18 protein-coding genes are annotated in these 15,316 nt (G+C 32.1%); 16 read left to right on the top strand and 2 right to left on the bottom strand.

All coding sequences use genetic code 11. From position 1 onward, the window contains the following. Positions 1 to 184: 184 nt before the first annotated feature. Complete coding sequence (locus ACFCYN_RS07360; RefSeq protein ID WP_375948471.1) at positions 185 to 1,393, top strand: FAD-dependent monooxygenase; 1,209 nt, start codon at positions 185 to 187, stop codon at positions 1,391 to 1,393. Between the two features lie 142 nt (positions 1,394 to 1,535). Continuing rightward, positions 1,536 to 1,847 (top strand): hypothetical protein, encoded by a 312-nt coding sequence (locus tag ACFCYN_RS07355; RefSeq protein WP_375948469.1) that lies wholly within the window; start codon positions 1,536 to 1,538, stop codon positions 1,845 to 1,847. Between the two features lie 231 nt (positions 1,848 to 2,078). On the opposite strand, the gene ACFCYN_RS07350 is transcribed toward ACFCYN_RS07355, so the two are convergent. Beyond that, positions 2,079 to 2,636: a TetR/AcrR family transcriptional regulator gene (locus ACFCYN_RS07350; protein WP_098117413.1), complete on the bottom strand. Its 558-nt coding sequence runs from the start codon at positions 2,634 to 2,636 to the stop codon at positions 2,079 to 2,081. 281 nt (positions 2,637 to 2,917) lie between these two features. On the opposite strand from ACFCYN_RS07350, the gene ACFCYN_RS07345 reads away from it, so the two are divergent. Then, positions 2,918 to 3,859: a ketopantoate reductase family protein gene (locus tag ACFCYN_RS07345; RefSeq protein WP_375948466.1), complete on the top strand. Its 942-nt coding sequence runs from the start codon at positions 2,918 to 2,920 to the stop codon at positions 3,857 to 3,859. A gap of 107 nt (positions 3,860 to 3,966) precedes the next feature. Here ACFCYN_RS07345 and ACFCYN_RS07340 read toward each other — a convergent pair whose 3' ends face one another. Further along, positions 3,967 to 5,178, bottom strand: a complete 1,212-nt coding sequence (locus ACFCYN_RS07340; RefSeq protein ID WP_375948464.1) for an MFS transporter — start codon at positions 5,176 to 5,178, stop codon at positions 3,967 to 3,969. 544 nt (positions 5,179 to 5,722) lie between these two features. On the opposite strand from ACFCYN_RS07340, the gene ACFCYN_RS07335 reads away from it, so the two are divergent. From ACFCYN_RS07335 to ACFCYN_RS07275, 13 genes are all read left to right on the top strand, one after another. Continuing rightward, complete coding sequence (locus tag ACFCYN_RS07335) at positions 5,723 to 6,640, top strand: ATP phosphoribosyltransferase regulatory subunit (protein ID WP_375948462.1); 918 nt, start codon at positions 5,723 to 5,725, stop codon at positions 6,638 to 6,640. Beyond that, positions 6,637 to 7,284, top strand: coding sequence for an ATP phosphoribosyltransferase (gene hisG / locus ACFCYN_RS07330; RefSeq protein ID WP_375948460.1), 648 nt, complete (start codon positions 6,637 to 6,639; stop codon positions 7,282 to 7,284). The genes ACFCYN_RS07335 and hisG overlap by 4 nt, the downstream gene beginning before the upstream one ends. Continuing rightward, positions 7,265 to 8,551, top strand: a complete 1,287-nt coding sequence (hisD, locus tag ACFCYN_RS07325) for a histidinol dehydrogenase (protein WP_375948540.1) — start codon at positions 7,265 to 7,267, stop codon at positions 8,549 to 8,551. The genes hisG and hisD overlap by 20 nt, the downstream gene beginning before the upstream one ends. Next, positions 8,548 to 9,126 (top strand): imidazoleglycerol-phosphate dehydratase HisB, encoded by a 579-nt coding sequence (hisB, locus tag ACFCYN_RS07320; protein WP_375948459.1) that lies wholly within the window; start codon positions 8,548 to 8,550, stop codon positions 9,124 to 9,126. Before hisD ends, hisB begins: the two co-directional genes overlap by 4 nt. Then, positions 9,127 to 9,750 (top strand): imidazole glycerol phosphate synthase subunit HisH, encoded by a 624-nt coding sequence (gene hisH / locus ACFCYN_RS07315; RefSeq protein WP_172445180.1) that lies wholly within the window; start codon positions 9,127 to 9,129, stop codon positions 9,748 to 9,750. Beyond that, a complete protein-coding gene (gene hisA / locus ACFCYN_RS07310; RefSeq protein WP_375948456.1) occupies positions 9,728 to 10,459 on the top strand; it encodes a 1-(5-phosphoribosyl)-5-[(5-phosphoribosylamino)methylideneamino]imidazole-4-carboxamide isomerase in 732 nt (243 codons plus the stop codon). Before hisH ends, hisA begins: the two co-directional genes overlap by 23 nt. Continuing rightward, positions 10,429 to 11,187 (top strand): imidazole glycerol phosphate synthase subunit HisF, encoded by a 759-nt coding sequence (hisF, locus tag ACFCYN_RS07305; RefSeq protein ID WP_172445178.1) that lies wholly within the window; start codon positions 10,429 to 10,431, stop codon positions 11,185 to 11,187. The genes hisA and hisF overlap by 31 nt, the downstream gene beginning before the upstream one ends. 11 nt (positions 11,188 to 11,198) lie before the next feature. Beyond that, the gene (hisIE, locus tag ACFCYN_RS07300) at positions 11,199 to 11,840 is read left to right on the top strand and encodes a bifunctional phosphoribosyl-AMP cyclohydrolase/phosphoribosyl-ATP diphosphatase HisIE (protein WP_375948454.1); all 642 of its coding nucleotides are present in this window, start codon (positions 11,199 to 11,201) and stop codon (positions 11,838 to 11,840) included. Next, positions 11,837 to 12,658 carry a histidinol-phosphatase HisJ gene (gene hisJ / locus ACFCYN_RS07295; RefSeq protein ID WP_172445176.1) on the top strand — a complete coding sequence of 274 codons (822 nt, stop codon included), beginning with the start codon at positions 11,837 to 11,839 and terminating at the stop codon, positions 12,656 to 12,658. The genes hisIE and hisJ overlap by 4 nt, the downstream gene beginning before the upstream one ends. Before the next feature lie 157 nt (positions 12,659 to 12,815). Continuing rightward, positions 12,816 to 13,022 (top strand): hypothetical protein, encoded by a 207-nt coding sequence (locus ACFCYN_RS07290; protein WP_172445175.1) that lies wholly within the window; start codon positions 12,816 to 12,818, stop codon positions 13,020 to 13,022. A gap of 202 nt (positions 13,023 to 13,224) precedes the next feature. Next, complete coding sequence (locus ACFCYN_RS07285; RefSeq protein WP_172445174.1) at positions 13,225 to 13,695, top strand: DinB family protein; 471 nt, start codon at positions 13,225 to 13,227, stop codon at positions 13,693 to 13,695. 114 nt (positions 13,696 to 13,809) lie between these two features. Then, positions 13,810 to 14,220 carry a DUF4288 domain-containing protein gene (locus ACFCYN_RS07280; protein ID WP_375948451.1) on the top strand — a complete coding sequence of 137 codons (411 nt, stop codon included), beginning with the start codon at positions 13,810 to 13,812 and terminating at the stop codon, positions 14,218 to 14,220. A 148-nt stretch (positions 14,221 to 14,368) separates the two neighbouring features. Next, entirely contained in the window at positions 14,369 to 15,160 is a 792-nt protein-coding gene (locus ACFCYN_RS07275; RefSeq protein ID WP_375948449.1) for a GNAT family N-acetyltransferase, read from the top strand. The last annotated feature ends 156 nt before the right edge of the window (positions 15,161 to 15,316 follow it).

Below are 15,316 nucleotides of genomic sequence, written 5' to 3'. Positions count from 1 at the left end.
TCTAATTGCATCTTTTTTGTGCTCATCCATCTCCCGCTGCAACTGTTTTGGAGTGGAGTCTTGAGCGTACTTATATAAATCGAAGTTACACACTATATTTTAATACGACACATAAGTAAAAAAGCCTCGAATATACTTCTTTTATGTTTGTTAACTTAAATTAGTATAGGAGAGAAAATAAATTATGAAGCAAAAGTTAAGCGTCCTAATTTCTGGTGCGAGTATTGCTGGACCGGCACTCGCTCACTGGCTTCACCGTTTTGGTTTTGACGTAACTTTAATTGAACGTGCGCCAGCATTGCGATTAGGTGGTTATGGTGTTGATATCCGTGGTGCTGCGATTTCGGTACTAGAGCGGATGGGTATTCTTGATCAAGTTCGTACAGCTGATACTCGTATGAAAGGTGTTTATTTCGTGAACGATGAGGGCAAAATCCTAGGTAAATTAAGCGAAGCGAGTTTAGGTAATCAACAAGGGATGGACATCGAAATTATGAGAGAGGATCTAAGTAGCATTTTGTACGAGATAACTAAAGATAAAGTTGAATATATTTGGGGCGATTCTATTACATCGATACATGAGACAAAAACAGGGGTAGAAGCCCAATTTACTTATAGTCAGTCAAGGACATTCGATTTGATCATTGGAGCGGATGGGATACATTCAAATGTGCGTACCTTGACATTTGGCATCGAAGAACAGTTTAAACGTACACTTGGCTGTTATATTTCGATTTTTAACCTAGAGAATTACCTTAATCTCGACCATAGCCAGATGTTATTTACGGTACCAGGTAAAACTGTTGGTATATATAGCTCAAACGACCAAGCTGAAGCAAAGGCTATGTTTTTGTTCAAATCTGAATCGCTTAAGTTCGACCGCAATAATCAGGAGGAACAAAAGGAGCTAATTAATAAAGCTTTTGAAGAACTTACTGGTTGGGAAACTTCGAGATTACTTGAAAAATTGAATGAATCTACAGAATTTTATTTTGATGAAATTTGTCAGATTCATATGCCAACTTGGTCAAAAGGTCGAATTACATTGGTAGGTGATGCGGCATATTGTCCGTCTCCTCTTTCGGGTCAAGGCACCAGCCTAGCTCTAGTCGGGGCTTATGTATTAGCAGGGGAACTTAAAGCAGCTCATAGTGATTACACTAATGCTTTTATCTCCTATGAAAATGAAATGAGAAATTTTGTTGAGAAAAATCAAAAAATAGGACTTTTAACTGCTGGAGGTATGATTGAAAAGTCAAACTTCAAAATATTGTTACGTAATTTAATGTTACGGTTTCCCATAGTTATGAACATAATGTTTAAGATGATTACGAAAATGATTACTAAAGCTGCCAATGAGATTGAACTGAAAGATTATGAATCTGAAGATTGATGATTATAGAAATATATAATTTCTTATTTATTAGCTCTGTTAAAGCAGATTGTTGATTTTCTTGTGAAACTAAATGGAGTTTAATTACATAAGAATAGTATATTTTAGGTGAAATAGTAGAAATTCCCCCAAGGAGGTAATAATGTATTGCCCTTATTGTAAAGAAGATTTGATTGTTAAAAACGGAAATTTATATTGTAAAAATGGAGACACTTATTTTTCAGAGCATATTGAAGAAGCTTTTAATGAAAAAATAGATAAGTCTACAAAGGTAAAGTCCCAAATTTTAACATCTGAAAATAGTATAGAGGGTTTTTTCTTTTGTGTGAATTGTCGAAATAAAATGAAGAAGATTGAATCTATGCATGAAGTTTGCCAATGTTGTGGTTTTGAGATAACAAAAAGCATGTATTATGCAATTATTGAACGACACGGTCATCGTTCATTTAAGTGAGTTCCTGTATTGGAATAATAAATGATAAATTAAGATAAAGCTAAGGGACAAATTTTTAGTATATTCTACATCTAAACGCATGCTTTAGATGTTTATGATTTCCTAAAGGATATCAAATTAGATATTCTTTTTTTTGTTCGAAAATAAACATTTAAATTTTAAAGAGCCAACGTTTAAAAAAATACTGATGCCTAAGAATTTTATTAAGACATCAGTACGTAAACAGTAGCATTATTCAATAGTTGGTAAAATTTGATTTCGCTCGAGTAAAATCCATAACTGTTCAGTGATTTCTTCTGCGCTAAAGGGCATTGACTGAATGATCCACCACTCTATGACGCCAATTGCTGCAGATGACCAAAACTGAATTAAAAATTCTTTATTCATATTTTGATTTAATTCATTTAAATTTAATTGTTCTCTCATTCCATCTTTCATCACGTTTAATAACTTATTTCTAAAAGTCGGAACGCCATTATTTGTTAACAATGTGTGGTAAAAGAAAGAATTTTTCTCTAAGTATTTAAATGTCCTTAGTAAAGGGTTTTTAGATGGATAAACGCCGGAACCTTCTGGTAAACAAGAAATTAATAATTCATTTATTTCTCTCTCAATACATTGCTCTAATAAATCGTATTTATCTTTGTAATGTAAATAAATGGTCCCTCTATTAACGTCTGCTTTTTCAGCAATAGAGTTTATTGTAATACTCTCAAAATCCTCCTCTGCCATTAAACTAATTAGTGCATCTTCTATCGCTTTTTTAGATTTTCTAATTCTTTTATCCATAAAAATTCTCCCTCAAATATCGCTTCATTTAGGAATTGGTTTAGTCGATTAATTATAATGAACAAACGTCTAAAAAGAAACAAATGCTTTTTATTAAACATTTGTTAAACAAATCATTTTAATTTGTTCATTATTAAACAAAAGCGAATTTATTATCCATTGATACGGCTATAGACAGTTGTTAAAATTTTAGATAATAGACATATGTTGAATAACGAACGATTGTCCATTAACAATTCAAAAAATATTAACGATAGATTCGATAGAATAGGAGTATGAAGATGAAAATACTAATATATGGCGCTGGCGTATTGGGAAGCTATCTTGCACACGCATTAGTACGCGCAGGGAATGATGTTACTGTTTTAGCTAGAGGTAGAAGGTATGAGCAACTGAAAAAAGATGGAATTGTTATTCGTCATCATTTCCAACGAAAAAATACTGTTGACCAAGTTAATGTTATTAATAGACTTGAACAAGAAGATTATTATGACCTTATATTTGTTGTTATGAAATACAATCAATTCACTTCAGTTTTACCGATACTAGCACAAAATAATAGTAATAATATTGTAATTGTCGGAAATAATGCTGATTCAGCTAATATGCAAAACTTCTTAGTGGAAAATAGCGAAATTAAAAAGAATATTGCGTTTGGGTTCCAACTGAGTGGAGGGAAAAGGGAAGAAAGTGGTCGCATTATTTCGGTTCGCGGAGGAGGACAAATGGTTATTGGAAGCCTTGATGGTGACATATCATTTAAATCTACTTTGGAAAATGCTTTTAAGCAATCAAAGTATAAACTTATTTATAATGATCACATTGATGGCTGGCTTAAAAGTCATGCCATTGCAATTGTTGCGATGAACTCAATTCACTACTTGAATAACTTTGACTTTAAAAAAATCTCTAAGAATAAGGAAGCACTAACGCAGATGATTTCTGCAATGGATGAGGGTTTTATGATTTTAGAAAAATTAGGCTACAAAATTGACCCAGCATTCCAATTGAAAATCGTGCGAAATTATCGAAAGATTGGATACTACGGCATGAAAATTTTTCATAAACTTCCAGTGAATAAATTAATTGAGGGATCTTTTAGTGAGATTGAAGCCGTATATAGAACATTTGATGAGTTACAAAAAGAAGCGAATAGTTCAACTCCTGTTTGGGATGATCTTAAAAAGAAATCATTAGAAAAGTATAAGGATGAGGTAATATAGCCACTGTTTTCAAAAGTGCAAACCACCCGTTTAAATGGGTGGTTTGTTTATTCTAAATGACCGTTTTTTTAGTCAATTTTAATAAAAATAGTGAACAATGAAATAAATTAAATAGTACCCTTTTTCCGATATCCTTTCACTGTAATTGTACTTATAAGGGAAATAGCAATAAGTATATACGCGATTCCACCAATCAATCCTAACGATCGAGGGGAAAAATATTGGAGGGCTAAGCCAGAAATGAACATAGAGATACCTAAAACAGAGCTTGTGATGGTTGCTAATAGACCAAATATTGTACCCTGGTGTTGGAGTTCTATTTCATTCATGAGAAGCGTATCAAAACAAACATTACAAATACCTGACATAAATGCAGCTCCGCAAAACATGAGAAGTGCAAAAACCACAAAATGTGTTCGACTTAATAACAGTTGAAAAATTCCTTCAAGCAATAGACACGCGAAACCTGAAATAAGTAAATGATTTCGTAGACGGTTTGCAACCGAAAAACTTAATATTAGCCCAATCCCTAAAGCACTATAAAAGAGACCAACTCCAAAATCTCCTAGTCGATACTCTGAAATTGCATAAACGCTAATTAATACATTATCAATTCCATTAATAGATGCAATTACAATCTCACATAGAATTAGTATTTGAAGCGGCATAGAAATGAAAATAATCTTTTTAAAAGCGGAGAGGACGTTTTCTTTTTTATGAAATTCCAATTTTTTATTCACATTTTGATCAGGAAATTTAATTGTAAAATTGATAATAGCAGCCCCTAAAAATGAGGCGGCATTAATCCAAAATGTCACGCTTGGACCAAAAATAGAAGAGACTATTCCTCCTGAAAGTGCACCAATTACTAAGACAATTCCAATCATTACTTGCTCTAAGCTATTCACTTTTACAAGATTTTCATTGTTAACTAGTTGAGGAATAGCAGATTTTCTAGTCGGTGCATAGATTGCTTCTCCAGCTGCAAGTACAAATGAACTAAAATAAACAATCCAAATATCATTTTTATCGTGAACTAATAAGAAGGAGAGGGCAAATAAGATTCTTATCAGGTCAGTAGTTATTAAAATTGTTTTCCTAGAAAATTGATCAGCGAGTCTTCCACCTATTGGTCCAAACAATAAAAAAGGTATCAAACGAATTGCTAATGTCATACCTACAGCAAGGCCTGAACCTGATATATGTAAAAGCATTGCTAGCACAGCAACAGAACTAAAACGGTCACCAATCCCATTCACAATTCCGGCTAGAAATAATTTAAAATATTGTTCTTCTTGTTTAATAAATGAAGTCTTCATTTTTAAATATCCCCTTTGTTATGTTTACTTATATTTTCATCTAATTTGATATATATCTAATTTGGTAGGTAAAAAAAATAATAGAGTCAAGTGGACACTATATAAAATAAGCTAATTAAACATTTATCTAATTAGATAATAATCGAATTTGTTTTAAAGTTCAATGATATAATCAAAAGATCATTCATTTATAAGGAAAAATGTATGGGAAAATACATTTTAGTATAATAGATTTAAAAATTAAAAATTTGTAATGTAAACCCTTCCAAAATTTTTATTATTCAAAAGGGATTGACAACTTATACCAAATTCATTAAGATGAATAAAAATAAAACTTAAAAAGGAGACATGAACATGTTTTTTGCACGCACGAATAATGGGCTACAACATCATCATCCACCCAGGGTTTGAATCTATGGACAAAAATTGACCATAGATGCAAGCCCTATTCGTGTATCGAAGAAGGTGCTTGTGTCGTGCCAGAAGGCCATACAGGCATTAACCTGTATGGCCTTTTTATTTTTCTAGAAGGGAGTTATTTCGATTGGATCAGAAATTAATGCAGTCCTTAATTAATTATCGATATAAAAGAAAAATGGAAGATTATGCACTAGAGCGGGGATATATCCCGTTTCATCCACAGCTATTTGAAGAGTATGATTCATTTTCTAGTCGAAACCCAAGATTAGCAAAAGAAGACTTAGTTGTCGTTTTAACACGCCTGCAACAAATTTTATTGTTAAGGCCTGATATAACAAGTACATTGATGAAAGAAATTTATCCGATTGCACAAAAAGATGAGAAGTGCAAAGTATTTTATCAATCAACAATTTATCGAAATAATGGTGTAGAAATTGATGAAATTAAGCAGTTCGGTATTGAAAATTTAGGTCAAATTACAGAAGCGTCAGAAATTGAAGTAGTTATTATGGCAATTGATTTACTAAGTAATGTTCCATTTATTTTAGAAATTGGCCATACAGGTTTTATAGAAGGATTATTTAAAGAATGTAACTTTACAAAATCTCAAAAAACAAAATTGAAAAAGCTAATTTATTTAAAAAACATAGATGAGTTAGAACGATTTATTCAGTCAATCCATCTTCCTCCTCAAGCTAGAAATGTTTTTAAACAATTATTTAGTTTGCAAGGTAAGGGAGAAAAACTTCATTCAGTACTGAGAAGCTTAATCTTAAACGAAGAAATGGAAATTGCTGTTGAAAAGTTAATCAAGTTTCAAGAAATTAGCCCAAATATACTGATTGATTTATCAATCGTAAATGAATTTGATTATTATGACGGCATCGTCTTTAAAGGTTATTATGATCAGTTAAATAAAGAGGTTTTAAGTGGTGGGCGCTATCTTCTAGTGTCTGAAGATTCGGAAAACAATATTGATGCAATCGGCTTTTCGATTGATACAAATGCTTGGATAACATGTCAAATGAGGGATGAACAATGAGTTGGCTAACTGTTGCAGTTGCAAAAGGAAGACTTGAAGATGAGGTTATTAATATATTAAATCAAGCAGGGTTTCAAAAAGTAATTGATTCTAAAACTAGAAAACTAATATTTGCAGACGAATTACATAAAATTAAATATTTGGTAGTTAAACCAGTAGATGTTGCTACTTATGTTGAACGAGGAGTTTGTGATCTTGGTTTTGTTGGAAAGGATATTTTGCTAGAACAAGAGAAGGATGTATATGAACTAATGGATTTAGAACTTGGAAAATGCGTCTTTGCAGCAGCTGGTTTTCCAGGAACACTACTCGATCGAGGTGAAGAAACTTTAAGGATCGCAACAAAGTATCCAAATATTACTTCAAAATATTTTCAGTTGAGGCAAAATATAGAATTAATTTACTTAAATGGGTCAGTTGAATTAGCACCCATTGTAGGAATGTCAGATATCATAGTTGATTTAGTTGAAACAGGGAGTACTTTAAAAGCGAATGGATTAGTGATCTTAGAAGAAATGATTCCGATTAGTGCTAGAGTCATTTCAAATCGTGTAAGTTACAGATTTAACCACTTACGAATTACCGAGTTTCTCGAAAAAATTAAGAAGGGAAAGATTGTATATGCTGGAAATATTATCGATTAATCAAAAAAGCGATAAACTTGAAAGTATTATAAACCGAACTAATTTACCTACTGTTGAGATCACAAAAAGCGTAGAAAAAATTTTATTAAATGTGAAAGAAAATGGTGATGAAGCTGTACGTCAATATTCTTTAATTTACGACGAAGTCAAACTAAAAGACTTTGAAGTAAGTGAAGTAGAATTTAATGAAGCGTTAGAACAAACTGATGAAAAACTAGTTACTGCATTAGCTGAAGCTAAGAAGAACATAGAAAGATACCATGAAAAACAACTTCAAGATGGCTATAAAATAAACGATAAAAATTCTTATGTACAACAATTAATTCATCCAATTGAAAGAGTTGGTGTGTATATACCAGCAGGTAAAGCGGCATATCCATCTACTGTTTTAATGAATGTAATTCCCGCAAAAATAGCAGGGGTAAAAGAGATTGTCATTGTAACACCTCCGAATAAAGAAGGGAAAATCAAGCCCTCAATTCTAGTAGCTGCGAAATTAGCTGGCGTTTCAAAAGTCTATAAAGTTGGTGGAGCACAAGCAATTGGTGCACTAGCATATGGAACGGAAACAATTGAAAAGGTAGACAAAATAGTTGGTCCAGGAAATCTTTATGTTGCACTTGCTAAGAAAAGTGTTTCAGGAATAGTTGGAATTGATATGGTTGCAGGTCCAACAGAAGTTGTTATATTAGCAGATGAAACAGCTAATCCAAGATTTATTGCTGCCGATTTAATGGCGCAAGCAGAGCATGATGAAATGGCATCTAGTATTGTTATTACAAATTCAGAAGAGTTTGCTCTAAAAATTCAGCAACAAATACCAAATTTATTAGAAGAACAACCAAGAAAAGAAATTATTAAAAGTTCATTCGAACAGTATGGAGCAATACTAGTTGTTAAAACAATTGAAGAAGGAATTGAGCTGGTTAATAAGCTAGCGCCTGAACATCTTGAAATCATGATCAAAAACCCGGAATCAATCGTTCATCAAATTAAAAACGCTGGTGCTATTTTTTTAGGTGACTACACGCCTGAGCCAGTTGGCGATTATTTTGCTGGTACGAATCATACTTTACCAACAAGTGGAACTGCAAGATTTACATCACCTTTAAATGTGAATGATTTTCAAAAGAAAACGTCGGTTGTTTATTACAATAAGAAAGCTTTAAAGGAAGCAAGAAAGCACATTGAAGTTATTGCAGAAGAAGAAGGACTATTTGGACATGGAAAAGCAATAAGTATTCGATTTGAGGAGGATTCAGAGTGAGAACTGCAGTAATTTCAAGACAAACAAAAGAAACAAAAATTAGTTTATCATTAAATTTAGATGGTGATGGGGAAAGTAATATTCAGACTGGAATTGGATTTTTAGACCATATGTTAACTTTATTTTCATTCCATAGTGGGATCGATTTAGAAGTATTTTGTGAAGGTGATCTGGAAGTTGATGACCATCACACGACAGAAGATGTTGGAATTGCATTAGGTAAAGCATTGGTAGATGCATTAGGAGAAAAAATTGGCATTAATCGTTACGGCTCTTGCTATATTCCAATGGATGAGACATTAGCAAGAGTAGTAGTAGATTTTAGTAATAGACCATATCTTGTTTATAATGATGGAACAGTAAGAGAGCGAATTGGAATGATTGATACACAAAACTTCAAAGAATTTTTTAAGGCACTTAGCTCTGAAGCTAAAATGAATTGCCATATGGAAGTTTTATACGGGGAAAATGATCATCACAAAATTGAAGCTTTATTTAAAGCGTTCGGTAGAGCAGTTAAACAAGCGGTAGAAGTGACCTCGTCTAAGTTACCTTCCACGAAAGGAATGTTATAAGTGAATATTATTATTGATTATGGTGTAGGTAATTTGGACTCTTTAAAAAGAGCGTGTGAAGAAATTGGTTTTCCAGTATTGATCAGTAATGAAATTGAAGTGATAAAGCAAGCTTCATCTATTATTCTACCAGGCGTTGGCGCATATGAAGCAGCGATGAATGAATTAGAAAGTCTTAGTCTAATAGAGATTATAAAGTCTAAAGCAAAAAGTGGCACGCCGATTTTAGGGATTTGCTTAGGAATGCAATTACTATATGAATTTAGTGAAGAAAACTTAGGAACGAATGGTCTTGGCTTAATTCAAGGTCAGGTCAAACAGATACCGGATATTGTAAAAGTTCCACATATGGGATGGAATAAATTAAATTTTACGAAAGAGGAATCATTAGTTAAGTATGTAAATGAAGGTGAGTATGTCTATTTTGTACACTCATTTTATGTTAGTTCTTCAAATAATGAACTGCTAGCTTACTCTGAATATGGGGTCAAAATCCCAGCAGTCATTAAATCCGGTAATATTTACGGTATGCAATTTCATCCTGAAAAAAGCGCAGAAACAGGTCTTAATCTATTAAAAGCATTTAAGGAGTTGTGTTTATATGATTCTATATCCAGCAATTGATTTAAAGGATGGTAATTGTGTTCGCCTCGAGCAAGGAGATTTTAATAAGAAAGTAATCTATCAAAATTCACCACTAGAGGTTGCGTTAGATTTTGAAAAATCTGGCGCAAAAGTATTACATATAGTTGATTTAGATGGTGCAAGAACTGGTGAACGAAAAAATGCTTCAATTATTAAAGAAATCGTTCAAAATACGAAGTTGAAAATTCAGATTGGTGGAGGAATCAGATCGCTTAAATCAATTTCGTTCTGGTTAGAACTAGGAGTTGAACGTGTAATTTTAGGAACAGCTGCGATTAAAGATAGACAGCTATTAGAACAAGCTATCTCTACATACGGAAATCGAATCATTGTAGGCGTAGACGCAAAAAACAGTTATGTTGCTATAAATGGTTGGGAGGAGTCAACTAATCAAGACAGCTTTGAATTTTGTAAGCAGTTAGAACTACTAGGTGTGAAAACAGTCGTATACACTGATATATCAAAGGATGGCATGCTAAGTGGACCAAATATTGAAGCATATAAAAGATTAGCTGAAGAAACGAATTTAAATATTATTGCTTCAGGTGGAGTAAGTACGTTAAATGATCTTGAAACACTCAGTCAATTAAATATTTATGGTGCGATCTCTGGTAAAGCATTGTATGAAGGAAAATTTACTGTAGAGGAGGCACTTAAATGCTTGCAAGAAGAATTATACCGTGCTTAGATGTTCGAAATGGACGTGTCGTAAAAGGAAAACAATTTTCAAGCATTCAAGATGTTGATTCACCTACTAAACTTGGAAAATATTATAGTGATAATGGTGCTGATGAATTAGTATTTTATGATATTACAGCTTCAAATGAAGAAAGAGATATATCATTGCAATTTGTTTCAGAGGTAGCAAAAGAATTACGTATTCCTTTCAGCGTTGGTGGGGGGGTACGCTCAATAGATGATTTTACTAAACTTTTAAGAAATGGTGCAGATAAAGTATCCGTTAATTCTGCTGCAATCTTAAATCCGAATTTAATCAATGAAGCATCTGCTCGCTTTGGATCACAGTGTGTTGTCCTTTCAATTGATGCAAAGTTAAATAGTGATGGTCAATATAAAGTGTTTATAAATGGTGGGCGCAAAGAAACAGAGTGGGACGCAATTGAATGGGCTAAGACGGGTGTAGAACTCGGAGCGGGTGAAATTGTTCTAAATAGTATTAACGAAGATGGTATGAAAAGAGGATTTGATATTGGATTACTCCAAAAAGTTACGAATGCAGTGAATGTTCCTGTCATTGCATCTGGAGGAGCTGGTAAATTAGAACATTTTTACGACGCGATTGAATACGCAAATGTGGATGGTGTATTAGCTGCCTCAGTATTCCATTTTGGCGAAATCGAGATTAAAGACCTAAAAAACTATTTAAATGAAAAAAATATTCCAGTTCGACTATAGGAGGAGCAAACATGTTTGATTTAGAAAAGATTCGATTTAATGAACAAGGTTTAGTACCAGCAATCGTTCAAGATGTAGATACAAAGGAAGTATTAATGCTAGCGTATATGAATTATGAATCAATTAATCTCACAATTGAAAGAGGATTTGCAACCTTTTATAGTAGGAGTCGCCAAGAAATATGGAAAAAAGGTGAAACATCAGGGAATTTACAATATGTAAAATCAGTATCGTATGACTGCGACCAAGATTCAATTTTACTGCAAGTTGAGCAAGTAGGTGTTGCATGCCATACAGGAAGCTATAGTTGTTTTTTAGAAAAATTATTATTAAATAAAGAAAATGATACTCAAAACGAAGTTCCATCCTATTTACCAAATCTTTATGAAACAATTCTTGATCGAAAAAAGAATCCAATTGAAGGATCTTATACTACATATTTATTTAATCAAGGAATTGATAAGATATTGAAAAAAATAGGTGAAGAAACAAGTGAAGTGATCATCGGAGCTAAAAATGAAGGAACAGAGGAATTAATTTATGAAATTAGTGATCTTGTCTATCACACAATGGTCTTAATGGTAGAAAAGGGAATAAAACTTGAAGAAATAAACAATAGTTTAATCAACAGAAAGGAGAAAGTAAAATCTTGAAGATTGATGGACACACTCATACACAATATTGTCCACACGGAAGTGGAGACGATGTACAATTAATGATTGAGAAAGCTATTGAACTTGGTTTCGATGAATACCATATCACTGAGCATACTCCAATACCGTCATCATTTCAAAATGTTTTAAAGCCAGATGAAGCAGTTGCATCACTTTCAATGTCTGAAAATGATGTAGACGATTATATAAAAGAAATGACTAAAGTAAGAGATCAATACAAAGATCGAATTCGAATCAAAATCGGCTTTGAATACGATTATTTACCTAGCGAATCGGTATGGTTTAAACAATTTTTAAAAGAATACGGTAAATATTGTGATACGGGTCTATTATCTATTCATTATTTGGAAGGGAAAGATGGATGGCAATGTATAGATTATAAAGCTGAAGATACACTGAGCGGCCTAGTAAATTACTATGGTAGTGTAGAAGCGTTTCAACTTGCTTACTACGATAATGTGAAACAATCGATTTTAGATGATCTAGGCCCACTTAAACCAACACGAATCGGACATATGACTTTATGTAATAAGTTTATGCAATTTTTAAAGTGTGAAGATACCGAAAAAATAATAAATAAACAAATTGAAGTATTAAAGCTAGTAAAAGAAAAAAATTATATTTTAGACTATAATACCGCGGGACTATTTAAAGAATATTGTGGTGAAACTTATCCACCAAATCACGTAGTTGAAATTGCAAATTCATTAAATATCCAATTTATGTATGGTTCAGATTCTCATAGTGTAAAGGATATTGGAAGAGGATATGAGGTTTATTCTTCAACTATTAAATGATCTTGTTCTGACGATAAAGTGATAATTTATCGTCTTTTTTACGTTTGTAGAAGAGTTTTATTTGAAAAACCATGAAATTCCCCCAAATTACAACTAATAATCGTTGAAGTATAATTAATTAAAAGTTAGAAACTATTTATACTAAGGGAGAAATTAAATGTCACATATTTTATGGATTATTTTAGGAGCTTTAATAATGAGTACAATTGATTATTTGATGTATTTTCAATTTGGAAATGTTAACGAAGAGAATAATAGATGGAAATGGTTTCGAAAAAGAACCAAGATTCAAAAAATTGGGTTGGTGTCTGCTATTTTTTTAGTTTTATTCATTCTTCAATTTATAGATCTATATAAAAACTAATGTTTTGAATAGTTATGAAAAGAGTCATCGTTTTGGCTCTTTTTTATATTTAAAGAAAGAGTTGATACAAAATACAAATGTCTTTATAAGTTCGATATAATAAAAGGAAAAGGCTACTCTATGTTGAATAAATTAACAGTGGTTACCGCGACTCTACAGAAGTAATTTTCTTAAATTAATCGAGTTTAAGGAGGAGTAGATTTTGAATCGAAAAGATTTAATTTTAAATGTTTTAGACAAAACGTATGATCAGGAAAGCTGGTTTGCGCCATTAAAAGATTCAATCGAAGGAATTAGTGCTGAACAAGCTAACTGGAAACCTACTGGAGAGGCAACGAAATCAATCTGGGAAAACGTTAATCATCTGCTTTATTATAAAGAGAGGTTAGTAGCAAACTTAGAAGGTAGAGAATGGACAAAAAAACTAGATGGTGATGAAACCTTTAACTTTACTGAACAGTCTAATCATAAAAACGAATGGGAAAAAGTATTTGAACGTTTGGAAAATGCCCAATTAAGTTTAAGACAACGATTAAATAATATTACGGAAGAAGAACTAAATAGAGATTCCTTCGAAACGAAGCTAATGGATATACTTCTTCATGAAGCCTATCATACAGGTCAAATTATTCAACTTAGAAAAATGCAAGGATCGTGGCCTTCTCATCGATGAATATAATGTGAAATTTTAATTTTAATAGATTATAAAGGCAGCTATATGTTGTCTTTTTTTTGAATAAAACAAGATAATACAATAGATAAATCGTAATTAATTAGGAGAGAGAAAATGAATAAAAGATTACGAAAAAAAATGACACAACAATGGGAATGGTTTGCAGTAAAAGTATTATATGAATGTAAAATATCTGGAAATCCTACATCAGAAAAAATAAATTATGAAATCGATAATCTTAATACATTTGAGGAAACCATCCTTCTAATAAAAGCTCCTGCAGTGGAACAAGCCTATTTAAATGGTGAAAAAGAAGCTTTAAAAAATGAAACTGAATACTTGAATCAATTTGGTGAAACAGTAGAATGGAAATTCATTGAAATCCTAGACTGCTATGAACTATTTGATAAAAAACTTCAAACGGGAACTGAGTTGTATTCGCGCTTTATAAGAGTGCCAACGGATTTATCGAAAGAAGATCTTATTTTTCAATATTATCCAGAAGTAGTGAAGGAAAATAATTAATAGGCTAGTAATCATTCAGATGATATGCAAGATTTTATTTTTTAAAAGTTTAGAAAATACTAATTTTTCCCTTTTCATTATGTTCGTTTTACTGTAAAATGATGAAAATATTTTTTGTTTGTTTTTACTATGTGGGGGGAGAAAAACAATGATAAGAAGACTTAATCAGAGTGATCATGAGGTTTGTTTTAACTTATTAAAGTCTAGAAGCGCTGAAAATCTATTTATTATTGGTGACATTGAAGCTTATGGATATGACCAAGAATTTCAGAAGGTTTGGGGAGAGTTTAATTCTCATGGAGAATTAGTAGCTATATTGTTAAAATACCAAGAAAACTATATCCCATTTGCAGCGGATTCATTTAGTGCAAAAGAATTTGCAGAGATTATTTCGAATGATCCTGACTTTAAGTATATGTCTGGTCTCAAAGAGATTACTGGAAAAATTGAGCCATACTTAACTAAAGAGCTTAAAACAAAAAGACAAACATATTACGCCAAATGTACACGATTGATTTTAACTAATCATGGAGAATTTTTAAATGTACAACAAGCATCACCAAAAGATGCAGAAGAACTTGTAAAATTATTGACATCTGTTCCTGAATTTAGTGATTCGATTATTTCAGTGGAAAGAAAACGTAGAACATTGACTGATGGTACTTCACGTTCATTTTTTATTAAGGAAGATGGAAAAATGTTATCAAGTGCTTCAACTGCAGCGGAAAATACTTTGTCAGCAATGGTTGTAGGAGTCGCAACGCTAGAAAGCTATAAGAAAAAGGGGTATGCAACAAAGTGTATGCTCAAGCTTTGTAGTACCCTTTTACAAGAAGGGAAAGAATTGTGTTTGTTTTATGATAACCCTCAAGCGGGTGCAATCTATAAACGAATTGGATTTGAAGATATTGGATTTTGGATGATGTATACATGTAAATAATTATTAGTTCATTTTTTTCATTACTTTTTTAATCGGTAAGCTTCATATTACATACATAAAAATTTACTTAATACTAAAAAAATGATTTCATGAGCGATAATTCATTTATTTCTTTTGTTGACTTAAACTATGGTTTAAGTCGTATGATAATCATGT

Source organism: Gottfriedia sp. NPDC056225 (assembly GCF_042267765.1).
GTDB lineage: Bacteria > Bacillota > Bacilli > Bacillales > Bacillaceae_G > Gottfriedia.
The sequence above is the reverse complement of the archived record's forward strand: the minus strand, read 5'-3'. Positions and strand labels throughout refer to the sequence as shown.

Bases quoted from the DNA above. Each gene is read 5' to 3' on its own strand.
- hisG (WP_375948460.1), top strand. From the start codon at position 6,637: ATGAGTTGGCTAACTGTTGCAGTTGCAAAAGGAAGACTTGAAGATGAG.
- ACFCYN_RS07350 (WP_098117413.1), bottom strand. From the start codon at position 2,636: ATGGATAAAAGAATTAGAAAATCTAAAAAAGCGATAGAAGATGCACTA.
- ACFCYN_RS07280 (WP_375948451.1), top strand. From the start codon at position 13,810: ATGAATAAAAGATTACGAAAAAAAATGACACAACAATGGGAATGGTTT.
- ACFCYN_RS07340 (WP_375948464.1), bottom strand. From the start codon at position 5,178: ATGAAGACTTCATTTATTAAACAAGAAGAACAATATTTTAAATTATTT.
- ACFCYN_RS07275 (WP_375948449.1), top strand. From the start codon at position 14,369: ATGATAAGAAGACTTAATCAGAGTGATCATGAGGTTTGTTTTAACTTA.
- ACFCYN_RS07345 (WP_375948466.1), top strand. From the start codon at position 2,918: ATGAAAATACTAATATATGGCGCTGGCGTATTGGGAAGCTATCTTGCA.
- hisIE (WP_375948454.1), top strand. From the start codon at position 11,199: ATGTTTGATTTAGAAAAGATTCGATTTAATGAACAAGGTTTAGTACCA.
- hisF (WP_172445178.1), top strand. From the start codon at position 10,429: ATGCTTGCAAGAAGAATTATACCGTGCTTAGATGTTCGAAATGGACGT.
- hisA (WP_375948456.1), top strand. From the start codon at position 9,728: ATGATTCTATATCCAGCAATTGATTTAAAGGATGGTAATTGTGTTCGC.
- ACFCYN_RS07360 (WP_375948471.1), top strand. From the start codon at position 185: ATGAAGCAAAAGTTAAGCGTCCTAATTTCTGGTGCGAGTATTGCTGGA.
- ACFCYN_RS07355 (WP_375948469.1), top strand. From the start codon at position 1,536: ATGTATTGCCCTTATTGTAAAGAAGATTTGATTGTTAAAAACGGAAAT.
- ACFCYN_RS07290 (WP_172445175.1), top strand. From the start codon at position 12,816: ATGTCACATATTTTATGGATTATTTTAGGAGCTTTAATAATGAGTACA.